General features: G+C 44.6%; 24 protein-coding genes and 1 other annotated feature. Of the genes, 7 read left to right on the top strand and 17 right to left on the bottom strand.

The genetic code is table 11. The features are described from left to right. Positions 1-492 precede the first annotated feature (492 nt). The 7 genes from B1A98_RS13665 to sppA form a co-directional block, all read right to left on the bottom strand. A complete protein-coding gene (locus B1A98_RS13665; protein WP_063383721.1) occupies positions 493-1,683 on the bottom strand; it encodes an acetate kinase in 1,191 nt (396 codons plus the stop codon). A gap of 56 nt (positions 1,684-1,739) precedes the next feature. Beyond that, positions 1,740-2,732: a class I SAM-dependent methyltransferase gene (locus tag B1A98_RS13660; RefSeq protein ID WP_063383720.1), complete on the bottom strand. Its 993-nt coding sequence runs from the start codon at positions 2,730-2,732 to the stop codon at positions 1,740-1,742. 74 nt (positions 2,733-2,806) lie between these two features. Further along, complete coding sequence (gene tpx, locus B1A98_RS13655; protein WP_041097793.1) at positions 2,807-3,307, bottom strand: thiol peroxidase; 501 nt, start codon at positions 3,305-3,307, stop codon at positions 2,807-2,809. 111 nt (positions 3,308-3,418) lie between these two features. Continuing rightward, the gene (gene ytfJ / locus B1A98_RS13650; protein ID WP_063383719.1) at positions 3,419-3,862 is read right to left on the bottom strand and encodes a GerW family sporulation protein; all 444 of its coding nucleotides are present in this window, start codon (positions 3,860-3,862) and stop codon (positions 3,419-3,421) included. 27 nt (positions 3,863-3,889) lie between these two features. Further along, positions 3,890-4,507 (bottom strand): DUF2953 domain-containing protein, encoded by a 618-nt coding sequence (locus B1A98_RS13645; RefSeq protein WP_063383718.1) that lies wholly within the window; start codon positions 4,505-4,507, stop codon positions 3,890-3,892. Positions 4,508-4,614: 107 nt separating this feature from the next. Then, positions 4,615-5,208, bottom strand: coding sequence for an RDD family protein (locus B1A98_RS13640; RefSeq protein ID WP_082821623.1), 594 nt, complete (start codon positions 5,206-5,208; stop codon positions 4,615-4,617). Positions 5,209-5,222: 14 nt separating this feature from the next. Further along, the gene (gene sppA / locus B1A98_RS13635; RefSeq protein ID WP_041097797.1) at positions 5,223-6,233 is read right to left on the bottom strand and encodes a signal peptide peptidase SppA; all 1,011 of its coding nucleotides are present in this window, start codon (positions 6,231-6,233) and stop codon (positions 5,223-5,225) included. A 141-nt stretch (positions 6,234-6,374) separates the two neighbouring features. On the opposite strand from sppA, the gene B1A98_RS13630 reads away from it, so the two are divergent. Next, complete coding sequence (locus B1A98_RS13630) at positions 6,375-7,175, top strand: NAD kinase (protein WP_041097799.1); 801 nt, start codon at positions 6,375-6,377, stop codon at positions 7,173-7,175. A 37-nt stretch (positions 7,176-7,212) separates the two neighbouring features. Here B1A98_RS13630 and rarD read toward each other — a convergent pair whose 3' ends face one another. From rarD to ezrA, 5 genes are all read right to left on the bottom strand, one after another. Beyond that, a complete protein-coding gene (gene rarD, locus B1A98_RS13625; RefSeq protein WP_063383717.1) occupies positions 7,213-8,142 on the bottom strand; it encodes an EamA family transporter RarD in 930 nt (309 codons plus the stop codon). Between the two features lie 204 nt (positions 8,143-8,346). After that, positions 8,347-9,927 carry an acyl-CoA synthetase MbcS gene (mbcS, locus tag B1A98_RS13620; RefSeq protein WP_063383716.1) on the bottom strand — a complete coding sequence of 527 codons (1,581 nt, stop codon included), beginning with the start codon at positions 9,925-9,927 and terminating at the stop codon, positions 8,347-8,349. A 162-nt stretch (positions 9,928-10,089) separates the two neighbouring features. Next, on the bottom strand, positions 10,090-11,292 hold the full coding sequence (thiI, locus tag B1A98_RS13615; RefSeq protein ID WP_063383715.1) for a tRNA uracil 4-sulfurtransferase ThiI: 1,203 nt from the start codon (positions 11,290-11,292) through the stop codon (positions 10,090-10,092). Between the two features lie 5 nt (positions 11,293-11,297). Further along, positions 11,298-12,434 (bottom strand): cysteine desulfurase family protein, encoded by a 1,137-nt coding sequence (locus tag B1A98_RS13610; RefSeq protein WP_063383714.1) that lies wholly within the window; start codon positions 12,432-12,434, stop codon positions 11,298-11,300. 247 nt (positions 12,435-12,681) lie between these two features. Then, a complete protein-coding gene (gene ezrA, locus B1A98_RS13605; RefSeq protein WP_063383713.1) occupies positions 12,682-14,370 on the bottom strand; it encodes a septation ring formation regulator EzrA in 1,689 nt (562 codons plus the stop codon). A 192-nt stretch (positions 14,371-14,562) separates the two neighbouring features. Here ezrA and hisJ point away from each other — a divergent pair, with 192 nt between their 5' ends. Next, positions 14,563-15,393 carry a histidinol-phosphatase HisJ gene (hisJ, locus tag B1A98_RS13600; RefSeq protein WP_063383712.1) on the top strand — a complete coding sequence of 277 codons (831 nt, stop codon included), beginning with the start codon at positions 14,563-14,565 and terminating at the stop codon, positions 15,391-15,393. Positions 15,394-15,396: 3 nt separating this feature from the next. Continuing rightward, entirely contained in the window at positions 15,397-15,876 is a 480-nt protein-coding gene (locus B1A98_RS13595; protein WP_063383711.1) for a GAF domain-containing protein, read from the top strand. Between the two features lie 112 nt (positions 15,877-15,988). Here the strand turns inward: B1A98_RS13595 and B1A98_RS13590 are convergent, their stop codons facing one another. Continuing rightward, entirely contained in the window at positions 15,989-17,809 is a 1,821-nt protein-coding gene (locus B1A98_RS13590; RefSeq protein WP_063383710.1) for a sensor domain-containing diguanylate cyclase, read from the bottom strand. A gap of 540 nt (positions 17,810-18,349) precedes the next feature. On the opposite strand from B1A98_RS13590, the gene rpsD reads away from it, so the two are divergent. Next, the gene (rpsD, locus tag B1A98_RS13585) at positions 18,350-18,952 is read left to right on the top strand and encodes a 30S ribosomal protein S4 (protein ID WP_063383709.1); all 603 of its coding nucleotides are present in this window, start codon (positions 18,350-18,352) and stop codon (positions 18,950-18,952) included. A 102-nt stretch (positions 18,953-19,054) separates the two neighbouring features. On the opposite strand, the gene B1A98_RS20510 is transcribed toward rpsD, so the two are convergent. The 4 genes from B1A98_RS20510 to acsA all read right to left on the bottom strand — a co-directional run bounded on the left by B1A98_RS20510 (position 19,055) and on the right by acsA (position 23,227). Continuing rightward, positions 19,055-19,222: a hypothetical protein gene (locus B1A98_RS20510; protein WP_158286036.1), complete on the bottom strand. Its 168-nt coding sequence runs from the start codon at positions 19,220-19,222 to the stop codon at positions 19,055-19,057. Then, positions 19,215-19,625, bottom strand: a complete 411-nt coding sequence (locus B1A98_RS13580) for a hypothetical protein (protein ID WP_125474324.1) — start codon at positions 19,623-19,625, stop codon at positions 19,215-19,217. Before B1A98_RS13580 ends, B1A98_RS20510 begins: the two co-directional genes overlap by 8 nt. A 78-nt stretch (positions 19,626-19,703) precedes the next feature. Beyond that, a complete protein-coding gene (gene tyrS / locus B1A98_RS13575; RefSeq protein WP_041097815.1) occupies positions 19,704-20,966 on the bottom strand; it encodes a tyrosine--tRNA ligase in 1,263 nt (420 codons plus the stop codon). A gap of 58 nt (positions 20,967-21,024) precedes the next feature. Then, positions 21,025-21,239 (bottom strand) — a binding site (T-box leader). Between the two features lie 269 nt (positions 21,240-21,508). Next, positions 21,509-23,227 carry an acetate--CoA ligase gene (gene acsA / locus B1A98_RS13570; RefSeq protein ID WP_063383707.1) on the bottom strand — a complete coding sequence of 573 codons (1,719 nt, stop codon included), beginning with the start codon at positions 23,225-23,227 and terminating at the stop codon, positions 21,509-21,511. Positions 23,228-23,520: 293 nt separating this feature from the next. Here acsA and B1A98_RS13565 point away from each other — a divergent pair, with 293 nt between their 5' ends. From B1A98_RS13565 to B1A98_RS13555, 3 genes are read left to right on the top strand one after another with little or no spacing between them, the layout of a single operon-like run. After that, positions 23,521-24,153: a GNAT family N-acetyltransferase gene (locus B1A98_RS13565; RefSeq protein ID WP_063383706.1), complete on the top strand. Its 633-nt coding sequence runs from the start codon at positions 23,521-23,523 to the stop codon at positions 24,151-24,153. Positions 24,154-24,171: 18 nt separating this feature from the next. Next, the gene (locus B1A98_RS13560; protein WP_041097822.1) at positions 24,172-24,819 is read left to right on the top strand and encodes an acetoin utilization AcuB family protein; all 648 of its coding nucleotides are present in this window, start codon (positions 24,172-24,174) and stop codon (positions 24,817-24,819) included. After that, positions 24,816-25,976, top strand: coding sequence for an acetoin utilization protein AcuC (locus B1A98_RS13555; protein WP_063383764.1), 1,161 nt, complete (start codon positions 24,816-24,818; stop codon positions 25,974-25,976). The genes B1A98_RS13560 and B1A98_RS13555 overlap by 4 nt, the downstream gene beginning before the upstream one ends. Positions 25,977-26,089 lie beyond the last annotated feature (113 nt).

Here is a 26,089-nt window from a genome sequence, read left to right as displayed (position 1 = left end):
TACACCCTGTTGATTGGAATGGAAGGCGTGAAGACTCCGGCGGGATCAGCGGGTCAGGTGAGACCCCGCAGGCGCTTTAGCGCGGAGGAGGCTCACCGCCCGCCCCGCGGAAAGCGAAACGCCTGGAATGGAAGGCAACTGTTCCCATCCGCGAGCCAAATAAAAAAGGCGGAAGATTTTTCATTCAAACGCATGGTGACGGTTTGATTATTCCATTTTCAAACAGATATAGCTATACGGCTGCCCTCTTTTTATACACCCTGTTGATTGAAATGGAAGGCGTGAAGACTCCGGCGGGATCAGCGGGTCAGGTGAGACCCCGCAGGCGCTTTAGCGCGGAGGAGGCTCACCGCCCGCCCCGCGGAAAGCGAAACGCCTGGAATGAAAGGCAACTGTTAACATCCGCGAGCCAAATAAAAAAGGCGGAAGACAAACTCAATTTCCATTGAAGCTTGTCTTCCGACTGAATCAGCTGCTGCTTTAGGCTGCTTTTTAAAGCCCGGCTAACTTTACAGTATCAAAAGCGATCATTACTTCCTCATCCGTCGGAATGACAATTACTTTAACCGGGGAATGAGGATAGTTAATAAAGGTTTCCTGACCGCGCACCTGGTTGCGGGCAGGGTCCCAATAGACGCCCATAAATTCCAAGCCGCGCAGTACACGCCCCCGAATAACAGGGCTGTTTTCTCCTATGCCCGCTGTGAAGATAATGGCATCTACACCAGACATGCGGGCTGCATACGAACCGATATATTTGTGTATCCGGCCAGCAAATACTTCAAGAGCAAGCTCGGCGCGTTCATTGCCTTTAGCTGCCTCTTCCTCGATATCGCGCAGATCGCTGGAAAATCCAGATACCCCCAGCATGCCAGACTCTTTATTCAATACGTCCAGCACTTCGTCTGCTGTTTTTCCCGTCTTTTCCATAATAAAAGGAATGAGTGCCGGGTCGATATTCCCCGATCTGGTCCCCATCGTTACGCCGGCAAGCGGTGTAAACCCCATGGATGTATCAATGGACTTGCCGCCGCTAATAGCCGCGATGCTCGCTCCATTTCCCAAGTGGCAAGAAATCAGACGAAGCTGCTCAATGGGCCGTTCCAGCAATTTAGCCGCGCGCTGTGAAACATATTTATGGGAGGTGCCATGGAAACCATATTTACGAATGCCGTAATCTGTATAGTAATGATAAGGCAAGCTATACAAGAAGGAACTTTCTGGCATCGTTTGATGAAAAGCGGTATCAAAAACGGCAACTGCCGGCACATCGGGAAGAACTTCTTTAAATGCCCGAATTCCCGTCACATTTGCTGGGTTATGAAGAGGAGCCAAGTCCGACAATTGATCAATTTTTTCTATGACCTCATCGGTAATGATGACTGAATCGGTAAATACTTCTCCCCCATGGACAACCCGATGGCCAACCCCATTGATTTCATCAAGCGATTGGATAATTCCCATATCCGTCAATTTATTTAAGAGAATCCGAACCGCTTCAGCGTGATTGGGAATATCCATGATCTCTTTCTGTTTATGCCCGTCTGCTGTAATATTGAACAAAGCCCGCGGCAGACCGATTCTTTCAACTAGCCCCTTCGTAATAACCCTTTTTTCTGGCATTTCAAACAGCTGGAATTTTAACGAGCTGCTTCCGGCATTGATGGCGATAACTTTTGACATAAAGACCTCCTCAATTTCACAAAGTGCTGGCACGGCTTCTTTGCTTTATCTTGTGACTATCGTTTGTTTTCCTTAAACCATGCTTCCATTTTCATCATGACTGACTGCATCGCCTGGCGGTCTTTCATAGACGGCATTGCTGCCAGAAACACTTGATTCGGAGCCGGAATTCCTTCTTGCTGTTTTTGTAAAATCAAAATGCTCTTTGCGGCCTGTTGGTTTTTAAACATCGACATCGGCAATTGAATCAGCCCTTGGATGTGCACGTGCTTTTGAAAAAAGCGGTGCAGCTGCTGAGCGCCTGCTTCTTCAAACAAGCCGTTAGGAATAAGAAGAAAAAGATAGCCTCCAGGCTTCGTGTGCTTCACACTTTGCTCTATAAATAAATGATGGGCATAGGAATGGCCCTCTTCTGCTTTTAATTCATAATTCGCTGCTCCGGCATCATTTGGATACCAGCCAACCGGCAAATCGCAGATTACAGCGTCTACCGGATCGATCAAAAGCGGTTCCAATGCATCTTGATTATAAAATTGAATGGACTGTTCAATCAAGTTGGCACTGCACCAAGCAAGCTTTAATAATAAATCGTCTACTTCCACACCGGCAGCGGCAACCGTTGCTTCGGGCTGCCGATTTAAAACAGTCATCAGCAGGTTTCCTGTCCCGACTGCAGGATCGAGAATGGTAAACTCTTTTTTCTCACTCATGAATTTTTCCAATAAATAACTCATAAATAAGCCAATGGAATCAGGTGTCATTTGATGATGCGGCTGCACATTTTTCTGCATGCCTTTTAAAATAGCGAATTGATAAGCTTGTCGAATCTCTTCTTTGGAGTAGTCAGCAAGATTCACTTCTTCGTATTGTTTCCATACCCGTTTCTTTGTAATATCGCTCATTTCTTCCTGTAAAACTTGATTTTGGAATAAGTTTTCAGCTGTTTCTGCCAAAGCATCCAAATAGGTGCATTCAAGCTCCTGCTGGAGAATAGCTGCTGTTTCATTGAAGAGGTTAAATAAGCGTTCAATCGGGGAAAAATCATTCATATTGGTTCCTCCTGTAAAGCTTTATCGCTTTAAAAAGGCTGACTCCTCAAGAGCCAGCCTTGCATTTTTATTTTTTACTTAGCGGCTTTTGCTGCCTCAATTGCTTTTTCGTAATCTGGATGATTCGTCCCTTCACTTACATACTCTACATATGTAACCTTGCCTTCACTATCTACGACAAAAACAGAACGAGCTAATAATCGAAGTTCTTTCATATGAACTCCGTAAGCTTCTCCAAATGACATTTCGCGGTGATCAGAATAAATGTTCACATTTTCCAATCCTTCTCCCGCACACCAGCGCTTTTGTGCAAATGGCAGGTCAGCAGAAATCGTTATGATTTCCACATTGTCCAATTTGGAAGCTTCTTCATTAAATTTGCGTGTTTGCTGTTCGCATACCCCTGTATCAATGGAAGGAATCACACTAATCAAACGCACTTTACCTTTAGAATCAGCTAATGTGACTTCTGATAAATCTGTCGCGAGCACCTTAAAATCAGGTGCCTGGTCGCCTGCCTTCACTTCATTCCCAAGCAATGTGACCGGGTTTCCTTTGAATGTTACATTTGCCATATTCATAATCCCTCCTCCATCTTTTTCACACTTAATATCATACTTGTTCGAAAGAGGGAAATGCAAGGAAAAGCCCTGCCAGTACCTATGAAGAATTTATTTTTTCTCTCCCTAGATGGTGAAGTCAGAAGAAGGCTTTTTAGACGATGGCTGCTTGGATTGGTTTTTCTGATTAAGCATGCCTTGAATTTTATCAATAACGGCTGGAGCCAAATCAATGATTTTGTCCAATAAATGTGTATTTTCATCTAGATGAAGCATACGCACACCGCTGGAATTGACAATTAAAAAGGCGATAGGCGTGATAGAAACACCGCCCCCGCTGCCGCCGCCGAACGGGCTTTTTTCTTGGCCGCCCCCCTGGCCGCCGCCTTGTTTGTCCATTTTAAATTCACTGCCGCCGGCTGCAAAACCAAATCCCACTTTTGAAACAGTCATAATGATACTTCCATCAGGTGTTTCAACCGGATCGCCGATAATGGTGTTAACGTCGATCATGTCCTTTAAATTTTCCATAGCTGTGGTCATCAATCCTTCGATTGGATGGTCACTCATATTTACCCCTCCAGTTGTTTAAGTGTTTTAAAAAAACAAGCCGGCACTTGAACGCTTTTTTCTGCCGCGCCGGTGAATAAATAGTTGAATAACTGCAGCTATAGCATGCCCTGCGCGAAAGGAAATCATACACGAACCTTCCACTTTCCAAACAGACTGTCCAAATATAGGCGTCACTTCAATGTCAGGGCGGGTATTCATCTTCATCAAGCGGTCAATGGCTGCCAGCACACTTCCTTTTGCAGCCCACAGAGAGCCGGTCAGCATGCCGGTCCAAGCAGCATCCTTCATCCCAACAGCTGTCCGCCATGTCAAAGAACGCACTTCTACTTTCTTTAAAAATGAAAGAGCGATCTGCGGCAAATTCTCAATGTACCCGACCCTTTCTTTCAGCTGGGCAAGAAAAGTTTCCGCTTCTTGGGGAGGAATCGTGGCGGTTACCCGCTTTTTTACAGATGCCAGCGCCTTATTTGTAAAAGGAATATAAAAAGTAAAAGATAGCAGTCCATGAAAAAAGAAAAAACGAACATAGGCTTCAGCATGATCGGGCACACGGAGAAAGTAAAAGAGCAATTGAATGTTTAAAAACCAAACCAGTAACAGCAGGACCGGCACAATAGCGAGCCCCCACCATAAATAAGCCATCCTGTTCCCTCCTTTTCCGCTAAACAGTTTGTCCGCCGGAATAGGAAAGTAAACATCACGGGCCACACAGAAAAAGCTGCCGGCTTTTTGCCGGCAGCTTGCTTTGGTTATAACGATTGAACAGGAGCTTGAACAGCTAGCGACTCCTCGTGAATAACAGTTGTCTCTGCGAAGTAATCGTGCAGCCCCTGCTTTCTTGATAAAAAAGCGACAAGCACATATAAAAAAGGGATCGTTGCGGATAAATAGCGGCCGATCCACTCCCGGAACAAAACCGTCTGCCAAGAAAGGCCTGAGCCTGCCAGTGAAATCACTTTCAATCCAAACACCATTTTTCCGATCGTCTGCCCCCGCCATTTTGTCATCAAAACAAAATACAAATAGAAAACAAGAGCCGTCGCAATATTTACAGCCGAAAAGATTCCATTGGCCGCCGTATCAATGTCTGCCGCCCGAAATAACGGATAAATAAGCAGGCGTGAAAGACTTCCAACGACGATCAAATCAAGAAGATACGCCCAAAATCGAATCCAAAAGCCGGCATAATGCAAGGCTGGGGCTGTTGAAACTGCAAATGCTGGCTTCTCTTCTGCGTGCCTTTCAGAAGGACGGTCCTCCATGATCTGTTCCTCTTGCTGGAGAGGTGTTTGTTCCTCCACATGTCTTTGCTCGCCGGTTTCATTATTGACATCTTCTCTCATTATCTGTCCCTCCTTTATTCCGCATACAAATACATCAACCGCGGAGAATTGGGATGTGAAAAGATTTTCAGCAGCGCCTCTGCTTCATCGTTTCCGCCGATCAGCTGCTGGGCTTTCATCGTGAAATAGGATGGCCAGCCAAGACTCTCTTCATAGGTCACTACTTGAGCGTCTTGCAGATTTTCATCTTTCTTCAGCGCCGCAATGGTGTCTTCCAAATAGCCGAAATCATCAATCAAATTCAGTTCTTTCGCTTGGCGACCGTCATAAATGCGGCCATCAGCTATTTTTTTGACTTGTTCTGTTGACATATCACGGCCGTCAGCAATAACTTTGACAAATCCGTCGTAAGAATTATTGATCATTGACTGTACTATTTTTCTTTCTTCATCTGTCATCTCACGTGTCGGACTCATAATGTCTTTATGAGGACCGCTTTTGACCGTAACAAAGTCAACACCGTATTTTTTAGCGAGCTTAGAATAATTCACGCTTTGCATAATCACCCCAAGAGAACCTGTCAAAGTTTCGGGACTCGCATAAATTTTGTCAGCAGGCGCTGATATGTAGTAGCCGCCGGATGCTGCCATCGATCCCATTGATACGTAAACCGGCTTTTTGGCTTTCTCGCGAATCTCTATGATTTTATCGTGGATTTGCGCGCTCTCCACTACTCCTCCGCCAGGTGAGTTCACTTGCAGGATAACAGCCTTTACTTTCTTATCCTCTTTTACTTTTTCAAGCTGCTTCATAAACTGGCGATGATTGTAGCCAGGGGATGAAAACAGAGACTGGGCCGTTCCGGTATCTTGAATCACTCCTTCAACCGGCAAGACGGCAATCTTCTGTGTCTCGCTTCCCTGTTCCTCCACTTGCTCAACAAACTCCTCGCTGCTGGTTCCCATCGCGCTTTCCCATGCGGTAGAAAAGTTCGTATTCATCACTACCGAGGCTGTGTTTACAATAATGGAAACAATAAATAAACCAGCAGCCAGCAATAGAGCAATGGTTCTTTTTTTGCTCAAAGTCCTCTCTCCTTCCTATCCTTTCGTTCGCCGGCTTTTAAAAATAAACCGGGGCGTGGTACACTAAAAAAAGGTTCACCTTATTCTAACAAAACATTGAACAACAACCATACTAACTTTTCCAAAAAAGGAGAATTTCTCATGGATCAGCGTCGGAACGTCTATTTTTACGAAACTCGCCGGGAAAATGTGGCAGAAAAAGTGGCGGAATTAAAAAAACTGGCTGCAAAATATGACTTTACGGTCGTCGAAAAATCAGAAGAAGCAAATATCATCGTCAGCATCGGCGGAGATGGCACATTCCTGCAGGCGGTCCAAAAAACCGGCTTTCGCGAAGACTGCTTGTATGCCGGCATCTCCATTTTTAATGAATTAAATATGTACTGTGACTTCCATGCAGATGACATCTCCGGCCTCATCGAAGTGATGTCTAAAGCCGAAATGGAAGTTCGCCGCTATCCAGTTCTGCAAATTGCCGTAGATGAAGATTCCGTTTTCTACTGTTTAAATGAATTCAGCATCAAATCCAGCATTATCAAAACAATGGAAATGAATGTGTATATCGATGACCTTCATTTTGAAATGTTTCGCGGAGACGGCATGATTATTGCTACACCAACTGGCAGCACAGCCTATAACAAGTCAGTAAGCGGAGCTGTGGTTGATCCGCTGCTTCCTTGCATGCAAGTAAGTGAACTGGCTTCGCTGAATAACAAGCGTTATCGAACACTCGGCTCCTCTTTTATTCTGAGCGGAGACCGTACACTTTCACTTAAAATGCTCAAAGGAAGCAATAACTATCCGATTATGGGGATCGATAATGAAGCGCTAAGTATTCAGCACATTGAAGAAATTAACATTTCATTGAGCAATAAGCGCATCAAAACGTTAAAATTAAAAAACAACTCATTCTGGCACAAAGTAAAACGCGCCTTTTTGTAAAAATACGGAAAATAAAAAAGGAAGCGCCTCAATCGGTTCAGGCGCTTCCTTTTTTGCGGTTTCTGGCAGCGATATGCCTCTTTTGAGACCATTTTATTTGCGAAAAAGTAAAAATAGCGAGTGCCGTCCAAATAAATGAGAAAGAAATAAACTGTGTAGCGGAAAACGGTTCATCATATACGAACACACCGAGCAGGAGCGTCATTGTCGGAGTAATATACTGTAAAATCCCGATCATAGATAATGGGATTTTCGGCGCTCCCTCCGCGAACAACAGCAGCGGCAAGGCGGTGATTGCCCCGCCAAGAATCAGCAGCAAAGCGGTTGAAAAAGATCCGGAAACTAACGCCAGCTCCCCTTTTGACCACCAGTAAGCCAAAAAAACAACAGCGATCGGCGTAACAGCAAACGTCTCAAGTGTCAAACCAACAGCCGCCTCCACTTGAACCGTCTTCTTCATTAAGCCATACAGTGCAAAGCTGACTGCAAGTCCGAGCGATATCCACGGGAACTGCCCATACGAGACGGTAAGGACAGCAACACCGATAGCGGCAAATAAAACAGAAAAAATCTGTGCTTTTGACAAAGACTCTTTCAGCACAAAAACGCCAAGAAGCACACTCATAAGCGGGTTAATATAGTAGCCAAGACTCGTCTCGATGACACGGTCATTGTTGATTGCCCAAATAAACAAAAACCAGTTGCCGCTCACTAGAAAAGAAGCAGTGACAAGAGCGGCTGCTTCTTTCGGCTTTTCCCTCATCATCTTGAGCGTAGCTTGCAAGTCTCCTAGCTTTCTAGTGATCAAGAGAAGCAGGAACATAGACGCAAACGACCAGAACACGCGATTGGCCAGAATTTCTTCGGCAGGAACGTGGCCCAAGAGCTTCCAATAGATCGGAAAAAGCCCCCACAGCAAATAAGCAAAAAATATGTAAAAGGCACCCGCCTTTGTCTGTGCATTCATGTGATCCCTCATTTCCTTCTGTTCCCGAAATAAATTCCATTATACTCCTTTCCTTTTAAAAATCAATAGAATGACCAGGAAAGCACTAGGCTATTATTCCACAAAAAAATCCCTGCTTCTTAAGCAGGGATAACCCATCCAGCCACTCAGCTTATCTGTCTGGCCTACGCCGTCAGGCAAAGTGTATTCATTCAAGCCGACGCATTAACTCTTGACCTTCTGCTCAGCCTGACGCAATTCAATCCGGCGAATCTTTCCGGAAGTGGTTTTTGGCAATTCATCAATAAATTCAATCTTTCTTGGATATTTATAAGGAGCTGTTAATTCTTTAACATGATTTTGCAGTCTTTCAACGAGTTGAGGATCCTCTGCATTGACGCCATCCTGCAAGACCACAAAGGCTTTGACAATGTGTCCGCGGATTTCATCCGGGCTTGCTACGACCGCGCATTCTTTTACATCGGGATGTTTAACAAGAGCATCCTCTACTTCAAACGGACCAATTGTATAGCCGGAGCTGATAATAATATCGTCCCCGCGTCCTTCAAACCAGTAATAGCCGTCCTCGTCCTTTTTCGCCTTATCGCCCGTTAAATAATAATTGCCCCTGAATTGCATGGCTGTCCGTTCTGGATCTTTATAATAATGCTTAAATAAAGCCGGTGTATCCATATGAACAGCGATATCCCCTACAACACCTGCTTCTACTGGCACTCCGTCCTCATTAATGATTTCCACCCGATTTCCAGGGGTTGGTTTTCCCATCGATCCCGGCTTGACTTCCATCCCTTTCAATATGCCAATGACCAATGTACTCTCTGTCTGGCCATAGCCATCCCGCACATCCACACCAAAATATTTTCGGAACGTTTCAATGACCTCTCTATTTAACGGCTCACCTGCTGAAACAGCACTGTGCAGGCTGGATAAATCATAATCCCCCAGGTTATCAACTTTAACCATCAGGCGATACTCCGTCGGCGTACAGCACAGAACATTAATTTTATTTTGCTGGAGCAGTTCAAGATACTTTTTCGGCTCGAACTTCCCATTGTATACGAAGCCTGTCGCTCCTGAGCCAAGCACAGACAAAAACGGGCTCCACGTCCACTTTTGCCAGCCGGGCCCGGCGGTAGCCCAGACTACATCACCTTCTGTAATTCCAAGCCAATTGGGCGCAGCTGTTTTTAAGTGGGCGTAGCCCCAGGCGTGCGTGTGTACAACCCCCTTTGGATTGCCTGTGGTGCCAGAGGTATAAGGCAAAAAGGCAATGTCATCCTTGGAGGTATCCACTGTTTCCAGCTCATCAGATGCCCCGTCCATCTTTTCTTGGAGATTCATCCATCCCTCTGCTTCGCCGCCAAATGAAAATGTAGTCAACTCTTTTATTCTATCTACCTGTTCAAACTGTTCAGTGAATGGGGCATAACAAACGATCCCCTTCACTCCAGCATGCTCAATTCTGTAATTTAAATCTTTTGTCCGCAGCAATTCTGCGCTGGGAATAATAATCAAACCGGTTTTTAAAGCGGCAAGAAAGACTTCGTACGCTTCAATGAGGCGCGGTGCCATGATTAACACTGGATCACCTTTTTTCAAACCGCTTTCCAAGAAAACGTTTCCAATCTTATTAACATTTTTCATTAGCTGGGCATATGTAATGTCCTTTTTCTGCCCATCTTCACTTTCCCATTTTAACGCCAATCTCTCGGGGTCTTTAGCAAACTTCTCTACTTCCATCACAATATTATACTTTTCAGGTGCAAGTAAATCTTCTCGTTTCATCATCCTACCCCCTTCGTAATATGGATTAATTATACAGAATAATGAGAAATATTTAAATATTTTTAAGGGGAATAAAGTAAATTAATCAAAACGGGCTGTCCAATCAGTCTCTAAAATTAAAATCGGCGGAGAAAAAGAATGCCTTTTTCTCCGCCTGTTTTTTTATAGCAAATCAGCAAATTCATCCATTATTTTTTCGTTCGGAAGCTGAAGAGTTTCCATTTCTTCCACGGCTTGCTCCATCATCTCTTCAAAGTCAACAAAGCTTTCAAAGCGCTGCACCTTTTCAAGCTTCGGACGTGTTTTCGGGGATGGCGGCGTAAAAATTGTGCAGCAATCCTCATACGGCAAAATAGAAATGTCATGCGTGCCAATTTTTCGGGCCACATCGATAATTTCAAGCTTATCCATTGTGACCAGCGGGCGCAGTACCGGCGTCGAGGTCACATCATTAATTGCCCTCATGCTCTCAAGAGTTTGACTGGCTACTTGTCCAAGGCTTTCGCCTGTCACGATCGCAAGTCCCCCTCTTTTTTGGCGGATTTTATCCGCCATAGCAAGCATCATCCGTCTCGTTGACGTCATCGTATAATTTTCTGGCACTTGCTCCTGGATCTTCTGCTGAATAGCTGTGAACGGGACGATGTGAAGCTTGATTTCTGCTCCAAATGCAGTTAACCGCTCAGCTAAGTCAATCACTTTTTGTTTGGCGCGCTCGCTCGTATAAGGAGGACTGTGGAAGTGAATCGCTTCAATTTCCACTCCTCGTTTCAGCATGAAATAACCGGCCACGGGACTATCAATTCCTCCTGAAAGCAAAAGCATTGCACGGCCGCTCGTTCCTGACGGCAGCCCTGCCGCTCCCGGATATTTCTCGCAGGATAAAAAGACACCGCCCTTACGAACTTCTACCAGCAAATTAATATCAGGTTTTTTTACATCAACTGTCAAGCTCTCCATATTTCTAAGCACATGGCTGCCGATCGCATAGTTAATCTCATTAGTATCAAGCTCAAATTGCTTATCGGAACGGCGGGCAGACACTTTAAATGTGTTTCCTGGGCTGAAATTCCGCTTCACAAGTTCTAAAGCAGCAGCCTTCATTTCCTCAATGTCCTGGCCGGTGCGAACGACAGGACTGAAAGATTGGATGCCGAACACTTGGCTGATCCGATCTTTCACCGCTTCAAATGGCACGCCATTTAAGTGGATAAACATCCGGTCATGACTTAATTCAACGGTTATAGCAGGAAACTCCTTTAATGAAAGTAAAATGCTTTTTTTTAGTTTCGTAATAAATTGTTTACGATTGCGCCCCTTTGTGGAAAGCTCCCCGTAGCGAATTAATATACGGTCGTAATTCATGGTTGTCACCTCTGAACTTTCGTTAGTTTAGGAAGAGTTTCGTTTAATACACGAAGAAATGCTTGTGCTTCTTCCATCGTGTTTTCATAGGACAAGCTTAGTCTGACGCTGCTGTCGGCTGCAGCGGCCGGCAGCCCCATAGCTATCAGCACCGTGCTCGTTTTTTTCTGTCTGGAGGAACAAGCGCTCGTTGTAGATAAATAGCAGCCTCGCTCTTCAAGAGCATGAATCAGAACTTCGCCTTTCACTCCTGTAATCGAAAAGTTTAAAATATGCGGAGCAGCTTCAGTTTTTGGGGTGTGAATCCGAACCCCGTTAATTTTCTCCAGCTCGCTGCGTAAAAATTGCTGAATCTCTTCCATTTCCGCCACACCTTCTGACCGTTTTTCTTCTGTCAGACGCAGCGCTTTTGCCATAGCAATGATGCCTGCGGTATTTTCTGTGCCGCTTCTCCAGCCGCTTTCTTGATTGCCGCCGGATAAAAGAGGCGACAGCTTGACTCCCTTTTTCTTATACAATACACCGCTCCCTTTTAACCCGTGAAACTTATGGGCAGATAAAGAGCAAAGATCAATCTCCTTCAGGTCCAAAACAACTTTGCCGCGCCCTTGAACATCATCCGCATGAAACAAAACCTTTGGGTATTTTTTCAATAACTCGCTGATTTCTTTCATCGGCTGAATGGTACCGGTCTCATTATTCACATGCATGATGGAAACGGCAATCGTTTCTTCTGTCAGGGCTGCTTCCAGCTCTTGTATAGAAATCCTGCCGGATGCATCCACCGGCAAATAAGTCACCTGAAATCCAAGCTCCTCCAGCTGATGGCAGGCATGCAATACAGAAGGATGCTCTGTTTGCTGGGTAATGATGTGATTCCCGCGATGCCTGTTAGCAAGAGCCGCCCCTTTTAACGCTAGGTTATTGGCCTCTGTACCGCCTGAAGTAAAAATAATTTCCTCTACCTCCGCACCAATCAAGGAAGCTATTTGCTTGCGGGCTTCCTGCAGCAGCCGGTCCGCCTGCATACCGAGATGATGAAGCGAGGAGGGATTGCCGAAAAACTGCTCGTTAGCTTTCGCAAAAGCAGACAAAGCTTCTTTATATGGCTTCGTCGTTGCACTATTGTCAAAGTAAATCATGGTCGCACCTGCTTTGTTGAGAGTATAGACAAAATCTCTATAATAATTAAACTGCCGAAGAACATGCAGCTGCCAATGCGGCAAGCGCAAAAAAGCAAGTCATTCTTAACAGCCAGCATTCAGTTTGTTCAACTACTTATCATAACATAGCTGCCTTTTGAAGCAAACTTTCCTTTGCTGCCTGCTGATGCACACAACCAAGCGGTGCCGGCTAAATAGAAGGTCAATTTAGCCGGCACCGCTTGGTTTAATTCTTATTCATCATGTCTTCAAGCTGTTTTAACCCTTTTGGATCAACTTTATCGATCGCTGTAGCAGCCTCTTCCAAAGCTGAGCGGTAGTCATAGTTGCGAAATGCCAGCTCAGCCCGGTAAAGCTGATCACTGATACCCGGATGAGAACGTTTATATCTGTTCCCATATTGAATAATGCGCTCAGCCAGTTCTGCTTGCTCAATGATTTCTATCGTCTTGCGCTCCAGGTTGCCGACAGATGAAACAGCTTCATTCAGCTTTTCCTGAACAGCTTTCATATTTAGCGGTTTTTCATTTAATGCTTGTATGACCTCACTGATGCGATCAGTTGTTTCTTCCGTTAACGATTGATAAAAGTCAGGCACACCCGGCATATTGCTCTTGTTCACTCTCCGGAAAATCTCGTTGATCTTTTTTCGGAGTTCCGCTAGGCTTTCGCGGGCAGCCATCTCTTCTTTACGCAATGTCTTTAAAAAGCGGCTGAAGCTTGTTTGCTCTTTTTGCAGATCTTCCAGCTGGATCTGCAGCTCTTCCAGTTCCTCATGCAAAAAAGAATAGGCTGTATTCTGTTCTGTAATTCTCGCTTCGAGCAGTTCATATCTCTTCGCAAGTCGAGAAATATCCTCCTCCAGCTTTTGCGGAACGATCCACTCGTCTTTAGTTAGCTGGTAGCTTTGACGCACGTGTTCCGTTTCAGCCTGCAGCTCTTCGTTCGCTGTGCTTGCAGCTTCTAGCTGTTCCTTCGTCACCGTTTCATTTTTTACAATAAAATGCTTAGCATCCACTTCTTTTTCAAGCAGCTCATAAAAGAATTCGATGTTATCTTTTACATCGCGAATACCAACCTCTACCTCATGTGTTTCTGTCTTCACAATAAAGTCCTTGTAAAGATCAAGCTGCTTGCGCAGACTGGCTACTTCCTTTTCAATTTGCAGATGATCGAGCAAATATCCCTTTTGCTTCATTTCTTTATAACCAGACTCAATTTCATTGAGCTGGGCCGGCAGCAAGTTCGTTGTTTCAGCCATCAGCACAGGGATAACCTCCATCTTATGTAAAATGGTGTCCATATCATGAGTGAGCTTAAGAATAATCTCTCTAGCTGCCAGATAGTTCCCTTCATTCGTCAGTTCCTCAAATTTATCGAACTCTGAAGATAAAGCATCGAGCTGAATTTCCAGCAAAGAAGCTGCTTTGCCGAATGTGTGCCGGTGAGCGAGCAGCCGCTTTCTTGCCTCCCGCCGCTTTTCCTTCAGCTCTTCGCTCTCCTGGCGATTGCTTTCTTCACTGCCAATCAGCTCATCAAGTTCTCTTAGGATGCTCTCTACTTTTCCTTCAGCTTCTTCCAGCTTATCGACGACATCCCCGTTGATTTCTTTCGCCTTGCCAAAACGGAATTGATCGGCTCTGTCTTCAGACTCTACCAGCTTTTCTTCTATATCTGCCAAATCAACAGCAAGCACCTCATCCCACGTTTGGCGCCAGCGATCGAAAAGCTCCTCTGTCTGTCCGGTCATATTGAGCCGCTTTACCTTCGTCAGTTCATCCGTAACCGGCCGGTTCATAATTTCCACTTTTCTTTTTTCTAGTTCGTCGATGTCTTTGTATAGTTTTCTTCTATTAAAATAAGCAATAACCAATAAAATGGCTGCTATAAAAATTGCAGCAAAGATGAATTTCATCGTAAGCCCCCTGTTCTTCTGCCAGCAAAAGTATTCGTTCCATCTATATAAATAAGCTAATAAGTTTACTCAATTATTACTAATGATACCATAGGATGTGACATTTTTTGACGACAAAAATCGTTTTTTTTGCGTTCGCGTTCAAAATTTTTGTTACACTCAAAATATGACTATTTTTAAGGGGGATATATAATGAAAAGAGATGGGCATATCCATACGCCTTTCTGTCCTCATGGGACCGAGGATACGCTGCAAAGCTATATTGAAGAGGCACTCCGTCAAGGGTTTACCCGCTTAACCTTTACAGAACATGCACCGCTGCCCTCCGGCTTTACAGACAGTACCCCGACAAAAGACAGCGGGATGAAACTCAGTGATTTGGATGCTTACTTCTCGGCCCTGCAGCAGGCAAGAGAAGAGTACCGTACGGATATTGACATACAGATTGGCCTGGAAGTAGATTATATTGAAGGATTTGAGCAAGAAACAGCTGCTTTTCTGAATGAATACGGCCCGCTTCTTGATGACTCTATCTTATCTGTGCATTTCTTAAAATACCAGTCCAACTGGCACTGCTTAGATTACAGTGCCGATTTATTTGGCGAAATGATAGAAATCTTCGGCTCAATAGCTGCCATTTACAGCAGGTACTTTGAAACCGTTCACCGCTCGGTTCAAGCCGATCTTGGCAGGTTTAAACCAAAACGCATCGGCCATCTAACCCTTGTGCATAAGTTTCAGCGCCGCTTTCCGTGCAAGGAGGATTTTAGTGAAGAAATAGAAGCGATTTTAAAAACGATAAAGGCGAACGATTACGAAATCGACTTGAACGGCGCCGGCTTGATGAAGCCGCTATGCCTGGAAGCTTATCCGTCACCGAAAATTGCCCAAAGAGCAAAAGAGATGGGCATTGCACTCGTATATGGATCAGATGCTCATCAGGCAAAGGACATCGGCCAAGGCTACGAATCGATGCTTCCCGCCTTCTTTCATGAATCAAAATCACCGGTAAAGGAGAAGTGAATAATGTTCCAAACAGCTAGCTATACAGGGACCAAAGCCGACAATTATCAGCTCGTTATTAAACAGCTGCGCGCATTGCTTGAAGGGGAACGTAACCGGGTTGCCAACTTAAGTAATGCCTCCGCTTTATTAAACCAATTTTTAGAACGGATCAACTGGGTGGGCTTTTATTTAGCTGAAGGCGAAGAGCTTGTCTTGGGTCCTTTTCAAGGTCTGCCGGCCTGTGTGCGCATTCCATTCAGCAAAGGTGTTTGCGGCACGGCTGCCAGCGAAAAGAAAATCCAAAGAATCGCTGATGTCCACGCGTTTCCAGGGCATATCGCCTGTGATGCCGCCTCTCAATCAGAGATTGTTCTTCCTTTATTAAAGGACGGGCATCTCATAGGCGTACTCGATATTGACAGTCCTGAAAAAGACCGCTTCGATGAAATAGATGAACAAATGCTTGCAGCGTTTGCTGCGGTTCTTGTGGATTATTTATAATAAATCTCGTGGAAGCAAACCTGCATAAGATAACTATAAATACGAAAAGAGCTGATATACTGACCCTCCTCCTTACTCATTGGATGTACAGTTCATGATCAGCTCTTTTTGGCTATTTACAGTAATGTCCAACAGTTATCCTATTCTTGCCTGCTTCCTTCGCTTCGTACAAAGCTGCATCTGCATAATTAAATAACTGCTTTTTAGAAGGGGGGTTTTCGTTTGACCAGAAGGATAATCCGCAGGAAACAGTAACTGCAGGAGTCGTGTTTGCCGCTATTTTGGCAATCATTGTTTCCGCTGTCGCTACGCCCTCTTCCAAAGAACAATTAGGGAAATAAACAGCCAGCTCCTCCCCTCCCCAGCGGGCAGCCATATCTTCTTTTCCAATAGCAGCCTTCATAATCTGAGCAACCTGTATAAGTATTTCGTCGCCAACTTGATGCCCATATGTGTCATTGACCTTTTTAAAATTGTCGATGTCCACTAATAAAAAGACCCCTTTTTCATCTTTTTCAAGCGACTTTTGGAGAGACCGGTCCAAATATCCCCTTGAATACAGCTTCGTTAAATGATCTGTAATAACCATCTTTTCCAGCTTTTCTCTCAGCATGGCATTTGCCAGGGCTAACGTCGAGTGATGGATGAGCGACTGCAATAGCTTATACATTTCAAATGTAAAGCTGTACGGCTCTCTTCTTAATACAATGCAAAAACCGTTCAGCTCGGTTCCTTGCTCCATCGGTACAGCCATCATCGCGTGAAATGTCGGGAGAGCGCCCTCCAGCTTGCCTTCCAGTTCTCCAATAAAGAAGGCTTCCTTCTCTTTTCTCAGCTGATTGACAGTAAAGCGAATGAGCTCCTGCCCTTCCGCTTCAAGAAAAAAAGAACTGCTTCCCGATATGATGTCAGTTTCTGCTCCATTCAGAAAAATAAAACCGACTTCACAAGCACGAAAAGAGTGAGTAATTTGCGCGTGCAAAAAGCTGAGAACATCCGAAAAGCGAAGGCTGGAATTTAGTTTATGGGAGGCGTCATTGATCAGCTGCAAATCTGCATTTAATTGCCTGGACTGCTCATATAACATGACTTTCTCAATGGCTCCTCCTCCTGCAGCGGCGAGCATGCGAATAAATTCTTTTTTCATTTCAGGCAGCTGGCCCTCTTTAGCAAAGTTAACTTTTAACACACCATATACCCCTTGCTTGCCAATAAGGGGAGCATAAAGAATACTGCAGATATCATCGACTTCAATTGTCCCTTTCGTATAGGAAGCCATGCCTTCTTCACTTACATCGTCAAAGTTGAAGTGACTGACCGGAAGCCCGGTGTACGACCTTTCCATAGCCATCAGAAAATGGTAGGAATATAAAGGAAAAGCTTTCTCTAACGCAGCGATAATTTCCTTTAGCACAAATTCGATATCTGTAGAAGAATGAAGCTTTCCTGTGGCATCAAATAAATCTTTATATCTGTTTACTCTTCCTTCTATTTCCTGTCTATCCTTCGCCCACTGAATCAGCCGGCTGCTTTCCTCCGCGAAAAGCAACAAATCTTCCTCTGTCAAACCCGACAGAAGCTCTTCATCGGCATTTAAAAGCAAGTACAATTGCTTTTCTTTACAAAAGCCGCTTAAGCGAAATCCAAGGTTATATAATCCAGGCCCCTTACTTGTCTCTTCTTTATACAAAAGATAAGGAGCATCAACTGCCTTTATTAACGCTAATTCCTGTTCGTCAGCGCAGGTTGGCTGCGTCTGTCTGTCCCTGTGAAACAACCTCAGCTGAGAAGTATGGAACTGTTGCCCCACGAGACAAAGCCATTCCTTCTGAAGTTGTTCCGCATCGAATAAAGCATCCCGGAAGCCAGCCATTAAATCATACAGCAATGCTTTCCAGCTCATCGCCCACTTGCTTTCATAACGCTGATTCATGTAGTAACCACCTGCCATTTTAATTGGACAACATAGCTGTTTTTCCTTTTCTAGCGATTTTTTATTTAAAAGCGACTCATTTTTGCAAACGGTCATGTTAAAACGCAAAATTGATTTTCACTTCACTCACCGAAAGGTTTCTTCAGCACGAAGGAGCTATAAAATGAAAATCAGCCGTGCGAATTACCATAACTCGCAAAAAACAAATGATATAAAAGTAACAACTCGAATACCAAACTAGGATAATTATACCACAAAAAATGAGTATAAAGTCTTATTAAATTAATATTTTTTTATCTCTTCAAACCTTCTCTTGACAGAGGCTCCCATAAATTATATACTAGCAGTTGTGTAAAATAATGCAGCCTATGTGAACACCTTTATGTGTTCATTTTGTTCCTTTGCATGTCAGATGCAAATGGTGCATCGCGTAACCCTTTGCTGCTAGGGCGATGGTGCATGAAAACAAAATGACCTAATTGCTGTCTCACCGGTTTTTATTTTACAACAAAATAAAAACATTAAAGGAGGAGCTATCTTATGGCTCGCTATACTGGCCCAAGCTGGAAACTTTCCCGCCGCCTTGGAATTTCTCTAAGCGGTACTGGAAAAGAATTAGAAAAACGTCCTTACGCACCAGGACAACATGGTCCTAACCAACGTAAAAAATTATCTGAATATGGTCTTCAATTACAAGAGAAGCAAAAGCTTCGTCATATGTACGGCATGAACGAACGCCAATTCAAAAACTTGTTCGTAAAAGCTGGTAAAATGAAAGGCGTTTACGGCGAAAACTTCATGATCCTTCTTGAAGGCCGCCTGGACAACCTTGTTTACCGTCTTGGTTTGGCTCGCACTCGCCGCCAAGCTCGTCAGCTTGTTAACCATGGACATATCCTTGTAGATGGCAAACGCGTAGATATTCCATCTTACCAAGTAAAACCTGGTCAAACAATCGCTGTTCGCGAAAAATCTAAAAACCTTGCTATTGTTAAAGAAGCAATCGAAGTAAACAACTTCGTACCTGATTATTTAACATTTGACGCAGACAAATTAGAAGGCACATACACTCGCCTTCCAGAGCGTTCTGAGCTTCCAGCTGAAATCAACGAAGCTCTTATCGTAGAGTTCTACTCTCGTTAATAAAACCGGGTTGTCTACCTGGTTGCGAAAACCCTGCAAAACGTTGTTATATCAATGTTTCGCAGGGTTTTTTTGCGTTTTTCTATGTGTCTTCTCAATTAGTTAATAAGGACTTTCTAAGAACCACATGTTAGCGGATAGGTGTTTAGATTCCGCTGTTTCATCAGCCATTGCTATCCCGTTCCATCCTTTTTTGCGCTTTGTAGCCGTCATTCGCTGCAATCGGGCATGAATAACCGGGTGACTATCATCACTCTGCACTTTATCCATCGAAATGAATATTAACCATATTAAATTCCGAAAGCATAAAGTTACAATTATCATCTGTAGAACTAGCTATCCATTCATTAACCGGTTCGCCAAACTCTAGCCAATGATCTGAAATGCTCGCGAGAACTTCGTTTAATGTCTTCTTCGTATCGTTTTTTGCAGCTTTTATCTCTATTTCGATGACATACAGATCCCTTATCTTCCAATAAGGTTCAATGGTTAATAGTTTTGCCTCTTTTATTAAAGGATTAAATATGTGCAAAAACTTATTTAAAGCACGTTGAGCTTCCTTCTTGTTTTGGGCATTGGCATACAATCTTACAAACATATCGTTTCCTTTCTTCAGCCGCGGGCTGTTACGCCAGTTAGCGGTCCCTTCTCCGATTCGTTCTTCTATACACAAAGATCCTGATCCCGGCGCTTCACCGGTTTCAGGATCTTTTCTGCTCTATTGCCCGCTATGTGCACGGGCCTCTGTTTCTTATTTATACTTAACTAAATGGTATTTTTTCTTGCCGCGGCGAATAATTGTAAATTCACCTTCCATCTTGTCTTTTTCAGATAAAACATAAGCGGTGTCTGTTACTTTTTCACCATTAATAGAGACAGCCCCATTTTGAACATCTTCACGTGCTTGGCGCTTTGATGAGGAAATGCCGGCAGCTACAAGCAAGTCTACCAGGCCGATTTCTTCTCCGCTCGCCTGCTCAAACGATGGAACATCTTTAAAGCCTTGTTCAATCTCTGCTGCTGTTAAACTTTTAACATCCCCGCTGAATAAAGCAGCTGTAATTTTTTGAGCCTGCTCCAGTGCCTCATTGCCATGGATTAACCGCGTCATTTCTTCAGCTAACGCTTTTTGGGCTTTGCGTAAATGAGGCTCTTCTTTAACGGAGTTTTCAAGCTCCTCAATAGTTGCCGGTGTTAAGAATGTAAAGATTTTCAGGTACTTCACAACATCCGCATCAGCTGTATTAATCCAGAACTGATAGAACTCGTATGGAGATGTTTTCTTCGGATCGAGCCAAATGGCACCGCTCTCTGTCTTGCCGAATTTCGTTCCATCTGCTTTTGTCACAAGCGGAATGGTTAAACCGTAGGCTTTCTCGCCTTCCGGCTTCATTTTGCGAATCAGCTCCAGCCCCGTCGTAATGTTTCCCCACTGATCGCTCCCGCCAATTTGCATTTTGCAGTTGTGGTTCTCGTATAAATGCAGAAAATCCATCGCCTGCAGAATGGTATACGTAAATTCTGTAAAAGAAATCCCCGTTTCTAATCTGGACGCTACTGTGTCTTTTGCAAGCATATAGTTGACTCCAATATGCTTGCCGAAATCACGCAAAAAGGTCACAATATCCATGGAGCCTGCCCAGTCATAGTTATTAACAAGTTTAGCGCCATTTTCTCCTTCAAACTTAAAAATTTTCTCAAGCTGCTTTTTAATGCACGCCACATTATGCTGCACCATTTCCAGTGTCTGCAACTTTCTTTCTTCCTTCTTCCCGCTCGGGTCTCCGATTAATCCTGTTGCCCCGCCGACAAGAACGATCGGGCGATGTCCGTTATTTTGAAAGCGGCGCAGCGTCAGAAACGGCAGCAAGTGGCCAATATGCATACTGTCCGCTGTTGGATCCACACCGCAGTAAAGAGAGACTTGTTCGTTTTCTAATAGTGCCTTAATTCCTTCTTCATCCGTTTGCTGGTAAATAATCCCTCTCCATTGTAACTCTTCCAATAATTCCATTTCTCTTCTTCCTTTCTTTTTCAAATCTGCACAAAACAAAAAGCGCCCCTGCAATGACTGCAGGGACGCTATTATGCGCGGTACCACCCAAGCTTGAGAATTAGAGTTCTCCACTCATTTTAGATAACGGTTCATCCGTTTGCTGCTACTAGATGATGTTCACAGCAAAAGCTCCAGGAGGTAATTCATTCAACTATTTGTACCGGTTTCCACCAGCCACCGGCTCTCTTGTAACAGGGATAGCGAACTACTAAGTCCTATCATAGCTCAATATGTAAGTTGTATACGTTATATTTAAACAGAGCCTTTCAGAAAAGTCAAACCCGTTTTTACAGAAAATTGTTAACCGGCAATAAGGCTGATTAAAAAAGGGGGGAATTGCTTTTCTTATGACGGACAAGCGCGCTAAAGCAAAAAACTTTAACAACCTCGCCCAGCCTGGATGACAGCGAGGCTTTTATCTTTAAACCGCTTGGTCGTCACTCTGCAAAAACGGCTTTGAAACATCTGAGCATCTGTTTCAAAGCCGTCCATCTTTTTTATTAGTCCTCCATGGTAGACAAGTCACCTGTTGGAAGATCCAGCTCCCAGGCCTTCAAGACACGGCGCATAATTTTTCCGCTGCGTGTCTTTGGCAGCTTGTCGCGGAATTCAATTTCACGCGGTGCTGCGTGGGCAGCAAGGCCAGTTTTGACAAATTGGCGAATGTCCTCTTTCAACTCCTCGGTTGGCTCATATCCTTCCTGAAGAGCAACAAACGCTTTAATAATTTCGCCGCGTACAGGATCAGGCTTCCCGATAACGCCCGCTTCTGTAACCGCCGGGTGTTCAATTAACTTGCTTTCAACTTCAAACGGCCCGACCCGTTCGCCGGCGGTCATAATGACATCATCGACACGGCCCTGGAACCAGAAGTAACCATCTTCATCCATGTAAGCTGAATCTCCCGACACATACCAGCCGCCCGGCATAAAGTAAGATTCATATTTTTCCGGGTTGTTCCAGATAGCTACCATCATGGACGGCCATCCTTTCTTAATTGCCAGGTTCCCCATTCGGTTTGGCGGCAGTTCATTTCCTTGATCATCAACGATCGCTGCTTTAACTCCCGGAACCGGTTTGCCCATAGAGCCTGGACGAATATCCATGGAAGGATAATTACAAATGACCATCGCACCGGTTTCTGTCATCCACCAAGTGTCATGGATGCGGCGGTCAAACACTTTTGCCCCCCAGCGTATCACCTCTGGATTGAGCGGTTCTCCTACGCTGATAATATGGCGCAGCGAACTTAAATCAAATTTCTTTACGACTTCATCTCCGGCACCCATCAGCATGCGAAAAGCAGTTGGCGCGCTGTACCAAACAGTCACTTTGTAATCTTCAATAGTTTGATACCAGGCTTCAGGCTTAAAGCGGCCGCCAACAATGACATTCGTTGTTCCTGTCAGCCACGGCCCAAAAATCCCATAAGAAGTTCCGGTCACCCAGCCAGGATCAGCCGTGCACCAGTATACGTCATCCTCTTGCAAATCAAGCACCCATTTAGCTGTCATATATTGCTGAACCATAGCCCGGTGAACATGCAAAACCCCTTTTGGCTTGCCTGTTGAACCAGAAGTATAATGAAGCATCATGCCATCCTCTAAATTCATCCATTCGATATCAAAGGCTGTATCGGCTTCTTGCATTTTGGCGTTAAAGTCCACATATTTCTCTTCCGACGGCACACTGCCGCCAACGATAAATACTTTTTCCAAAGCCGGCAGTTCATTAACCGGTACGCGGTCAATCAGCTCCGGAGTCGTGACGAGCACCTTGGCACTGCTGTCCGCCAAACGGTCGCGGACAGCGCCTTCCATGAAAGCTTCAAAAAGCGGACCGACAATCGCTCCGGCTTTAATGGCGCCAAGTACAGCAAAATACAATTCAGGTGAGCGCGGCATAAATATAAAAACGCGGTCGCCCTTCTCAACTCCGCCTGCGGTTTTCAGCACATTAGCTGCTTTGTTTGTATATTCTTTCATTTCTTCAAACGTATATTTTTCGTTTCTGTCCGCATCTCTATAATAAAGAGCCACTTTTTGTTTAAGGCCGGATTCCGCATGACGGTCAATCGCCTCGTAAGCAATGTTTATCTTGCCGGTTTCAGACCAGGAAAAGTGGTTCTCGGCCTCTTTCCAATCAAATGAAGCAGATAGTTCATCGTAATCTTTTAAATTATAATTTCCCTCTCTTACTGTCAGCGTTTCCAATTTCATACGACCGTTCCTCCCTATGTAAGAATACAGTTTCTATTATAACCCAAATTTCAATTTTTCACAATTTTGAAACAATCTCCTAGACTATTTATCCACCCTTTCAAAACATAGATTTATTCAAAAAATGATTCATTTTCTGCCGAAGACGCCGCCTTTCTCTTCTTTGCATAGACGATTCAGACATTAACGAATAACTGAGCACAAATCGCTAATTGCGAAAATTTAGTGAAAACGCTTTATTAAACGAAAATTCAGTTATAATACAAGTATGGAATGATGAAGGCGGTGACTTAATGGAGCATAGAAAAGAGTATCACTCGCAAGAAGTAGAAACGTCTAAAGGAGTAATTACGATTGAAGGCCCCGTTTCTGCGGAAGCTTTAGCTGCCCTTACCTTTCACGAAGGGCTGACTGCTTTTCGGCAGCCGAAGCAACAGCATGAGGCCATCATTGAAATTGCCGATCTTCCGGAAGGGCGCATTATTATCGCCCGCAGCGGCACCGTAATCGTTGGCTATGTGACCTATCTCTATCCTGATCCGCTTGAAAGATGGTCTGAGGCCAATCTGGACAACTTAATTGAGCTTGGAGCAGTGGAAGTAGCTCCTCCTTATCGCGGCACTCAGCTTGGCAAGAGCATGATTAAGCTGTCCATGCTTGATGAAATGATGGAACACTATATTATTATTACCACTGAATATTATTGGCATTGGGACTTAAAGGGGACTGGACTGAACGTATGGGAGTATCGAAAAATAATGGAAAAGATGATGAATGCCGGCGGATTGGTCTGGTATGCAACTGACGACCCGGAAATCAGCTCACACCCTGCCAACTGCCTGATGGTGCGCATCGGCAAATATGTCGATCAGGCAGCTATCGAGCGCTTTGACCAAGTGCGCTTCATGAATCGCTTTATGTATTAAACAAAGGGGGATGAATAAATGATTGTGGAACAAATTATGCAGCGGGAAGTACATACACTATCACCGGGCGATAAAATCGGCACCGCCTTACAATTATTCAGGGATAAGAAAATCCGCCATGTCCCAATCGTTGACGAGCAGGGAGAACTCGTCGGAATCGTGGCCGACCGCGACGTGAAAGATTCTACTCCTTCTATTTTGAAGAAAGATTTAAGCGACGAAGAGCTAAATAAGCCGCTCTCTTTGATTATGCAGCGAAATGTTGTCACCGGCCACCCTCTTGACTTTGTAGAAGATGTTGCAGCTGTTTTTTATGAGCATCGCATTGGCTGCATGCCGATCGTTCAAGGGGGAAAAATCGTCGGAATGGTAACAGAAACAGATGTTCTTCATACATTTGTAGAATTAACCGGAGCCAACCAGCCAGGCTCGCGCATTGAAATTAAAATGCCGAATAAACCCGGAGAGCTGTTTGACGTGGTCAGCATTTTAAATAAGCGCCGGGCCAACATTCACAGTGTGTTTGTGTATCCGGATCAGGAAGATGAAAATTTTAAAATTGTTGTATTTCGCGTGCGAATGATGAATCCAACCGGAGTGATTGATGATTTAAAGCAGGAGGGGCATATTGTACTTTGGCCGAATATGCCGGGCATTTCTTCATGAAGAAAGAAGCCGTATTCGTCTATTCGGATCAGCTGCTTTCTTATAAATTTTCCGATAATCATCCATTCAATCAATTCCGGCTGACATTAACAATTGATTTGCTCCAAAAGATAAATAGCATTCAAGAAAGCGATATCGTCCCTCCGCGCTTGGCATCCAGCGAAGAACTGCAGCTTATTCATGATGCCGCCTACGTGGAGGCTGTCCAAAAGGCTGGCAACGGCGAGCTGCCGATTGATACGGCAGAAGGATATGGCTTGGGAACAGAGGATACCCCAATATTCCAAGGGATGCATGAGGCCAGCGCTTTACTTGTAGGCGGGACACTGACAGCCGCTGATTGGGTCATGCAGGAAAAAGCAGCACATGCCCTGCATCTTGGAGGAGGACTTCATCATGGCTTCCGCGGAAAGGCATCGGGCTTCTGCATTTATAATGACAGTTCCGTAGCTATTAAATATCTGCAAGAAAAATACCAAGCACGCGTTTTATATATTGACACAGATGCTCATCATGGAGACGGAGTTCAATGGTCTTTTTACGATGATCCTAACGTATGTACGCTTTCTATTCATGAAACCGGCCGGTATTTATTCCCGGGAACCGGAAACATTAATGAACGCGGCCAAGGAAAGGGATACGGTTTTTCTTTCAATCTCCCTTTAGACGCCTTTACTGAAGACGATTCCTGGCTTGAAGCTTACGAAACGTCCATATGGGAAATAGCTGACTTTTTTAAGCCTGACGTTATTTTAACGCAAAATGGAGCGGACGCTCACTTTTATGATCCGCTCACTCACTTGTCTGCCACGATGAATATTTACCGGCGCATCCCCGAAATCGCCCATCAAGTGGCTCATCGGTACTGCGACGGCCGCTGGATTGCTGTCGGAGGCGGCGGCTATGATATCTGGCGGGTCGTTCCCAGAGCCTGGTCCTATATTTGGCTCGCCATGACCAATCACGCCAATGTATCTGGATCGCTTCCGAAAGAGTGGATAGAAAAGTGGCAGCCTAAAGCTCCTGTACAGCTGCCAGCTGGGTGGGATGATCCTCCCGGTATTTACCCTGCTATCCCGCGAAAGCCGGAAATCGAAGAGAAAAACCGGCTAACACTAGAAAAAATGTTATACCCTCTCAGGCAGCAAAAAAAATAAAAAAAACGGTCCGGCTGCTGGCTTCCTCCCTTGCCTGCAGCGCAGCAATGGAAAGACAGCACAGCAACCGGCCGCTTTTCTTCTCTGATTGTATTCAAGTAATACGCAAATAG

The organism is Pseudobacillus badius, from assembly GCF_002189605.1.
GTDB classification, from domain to species: domain Bacteria; phylum Bacillota; class Bacilli; order Bacillales; family Domibacillaceae; genus Pseudobacillus; species Pseudobacillus badius.
This window is presented reverse-complemented; position numbering and strand designations above follow the sequence as displayed.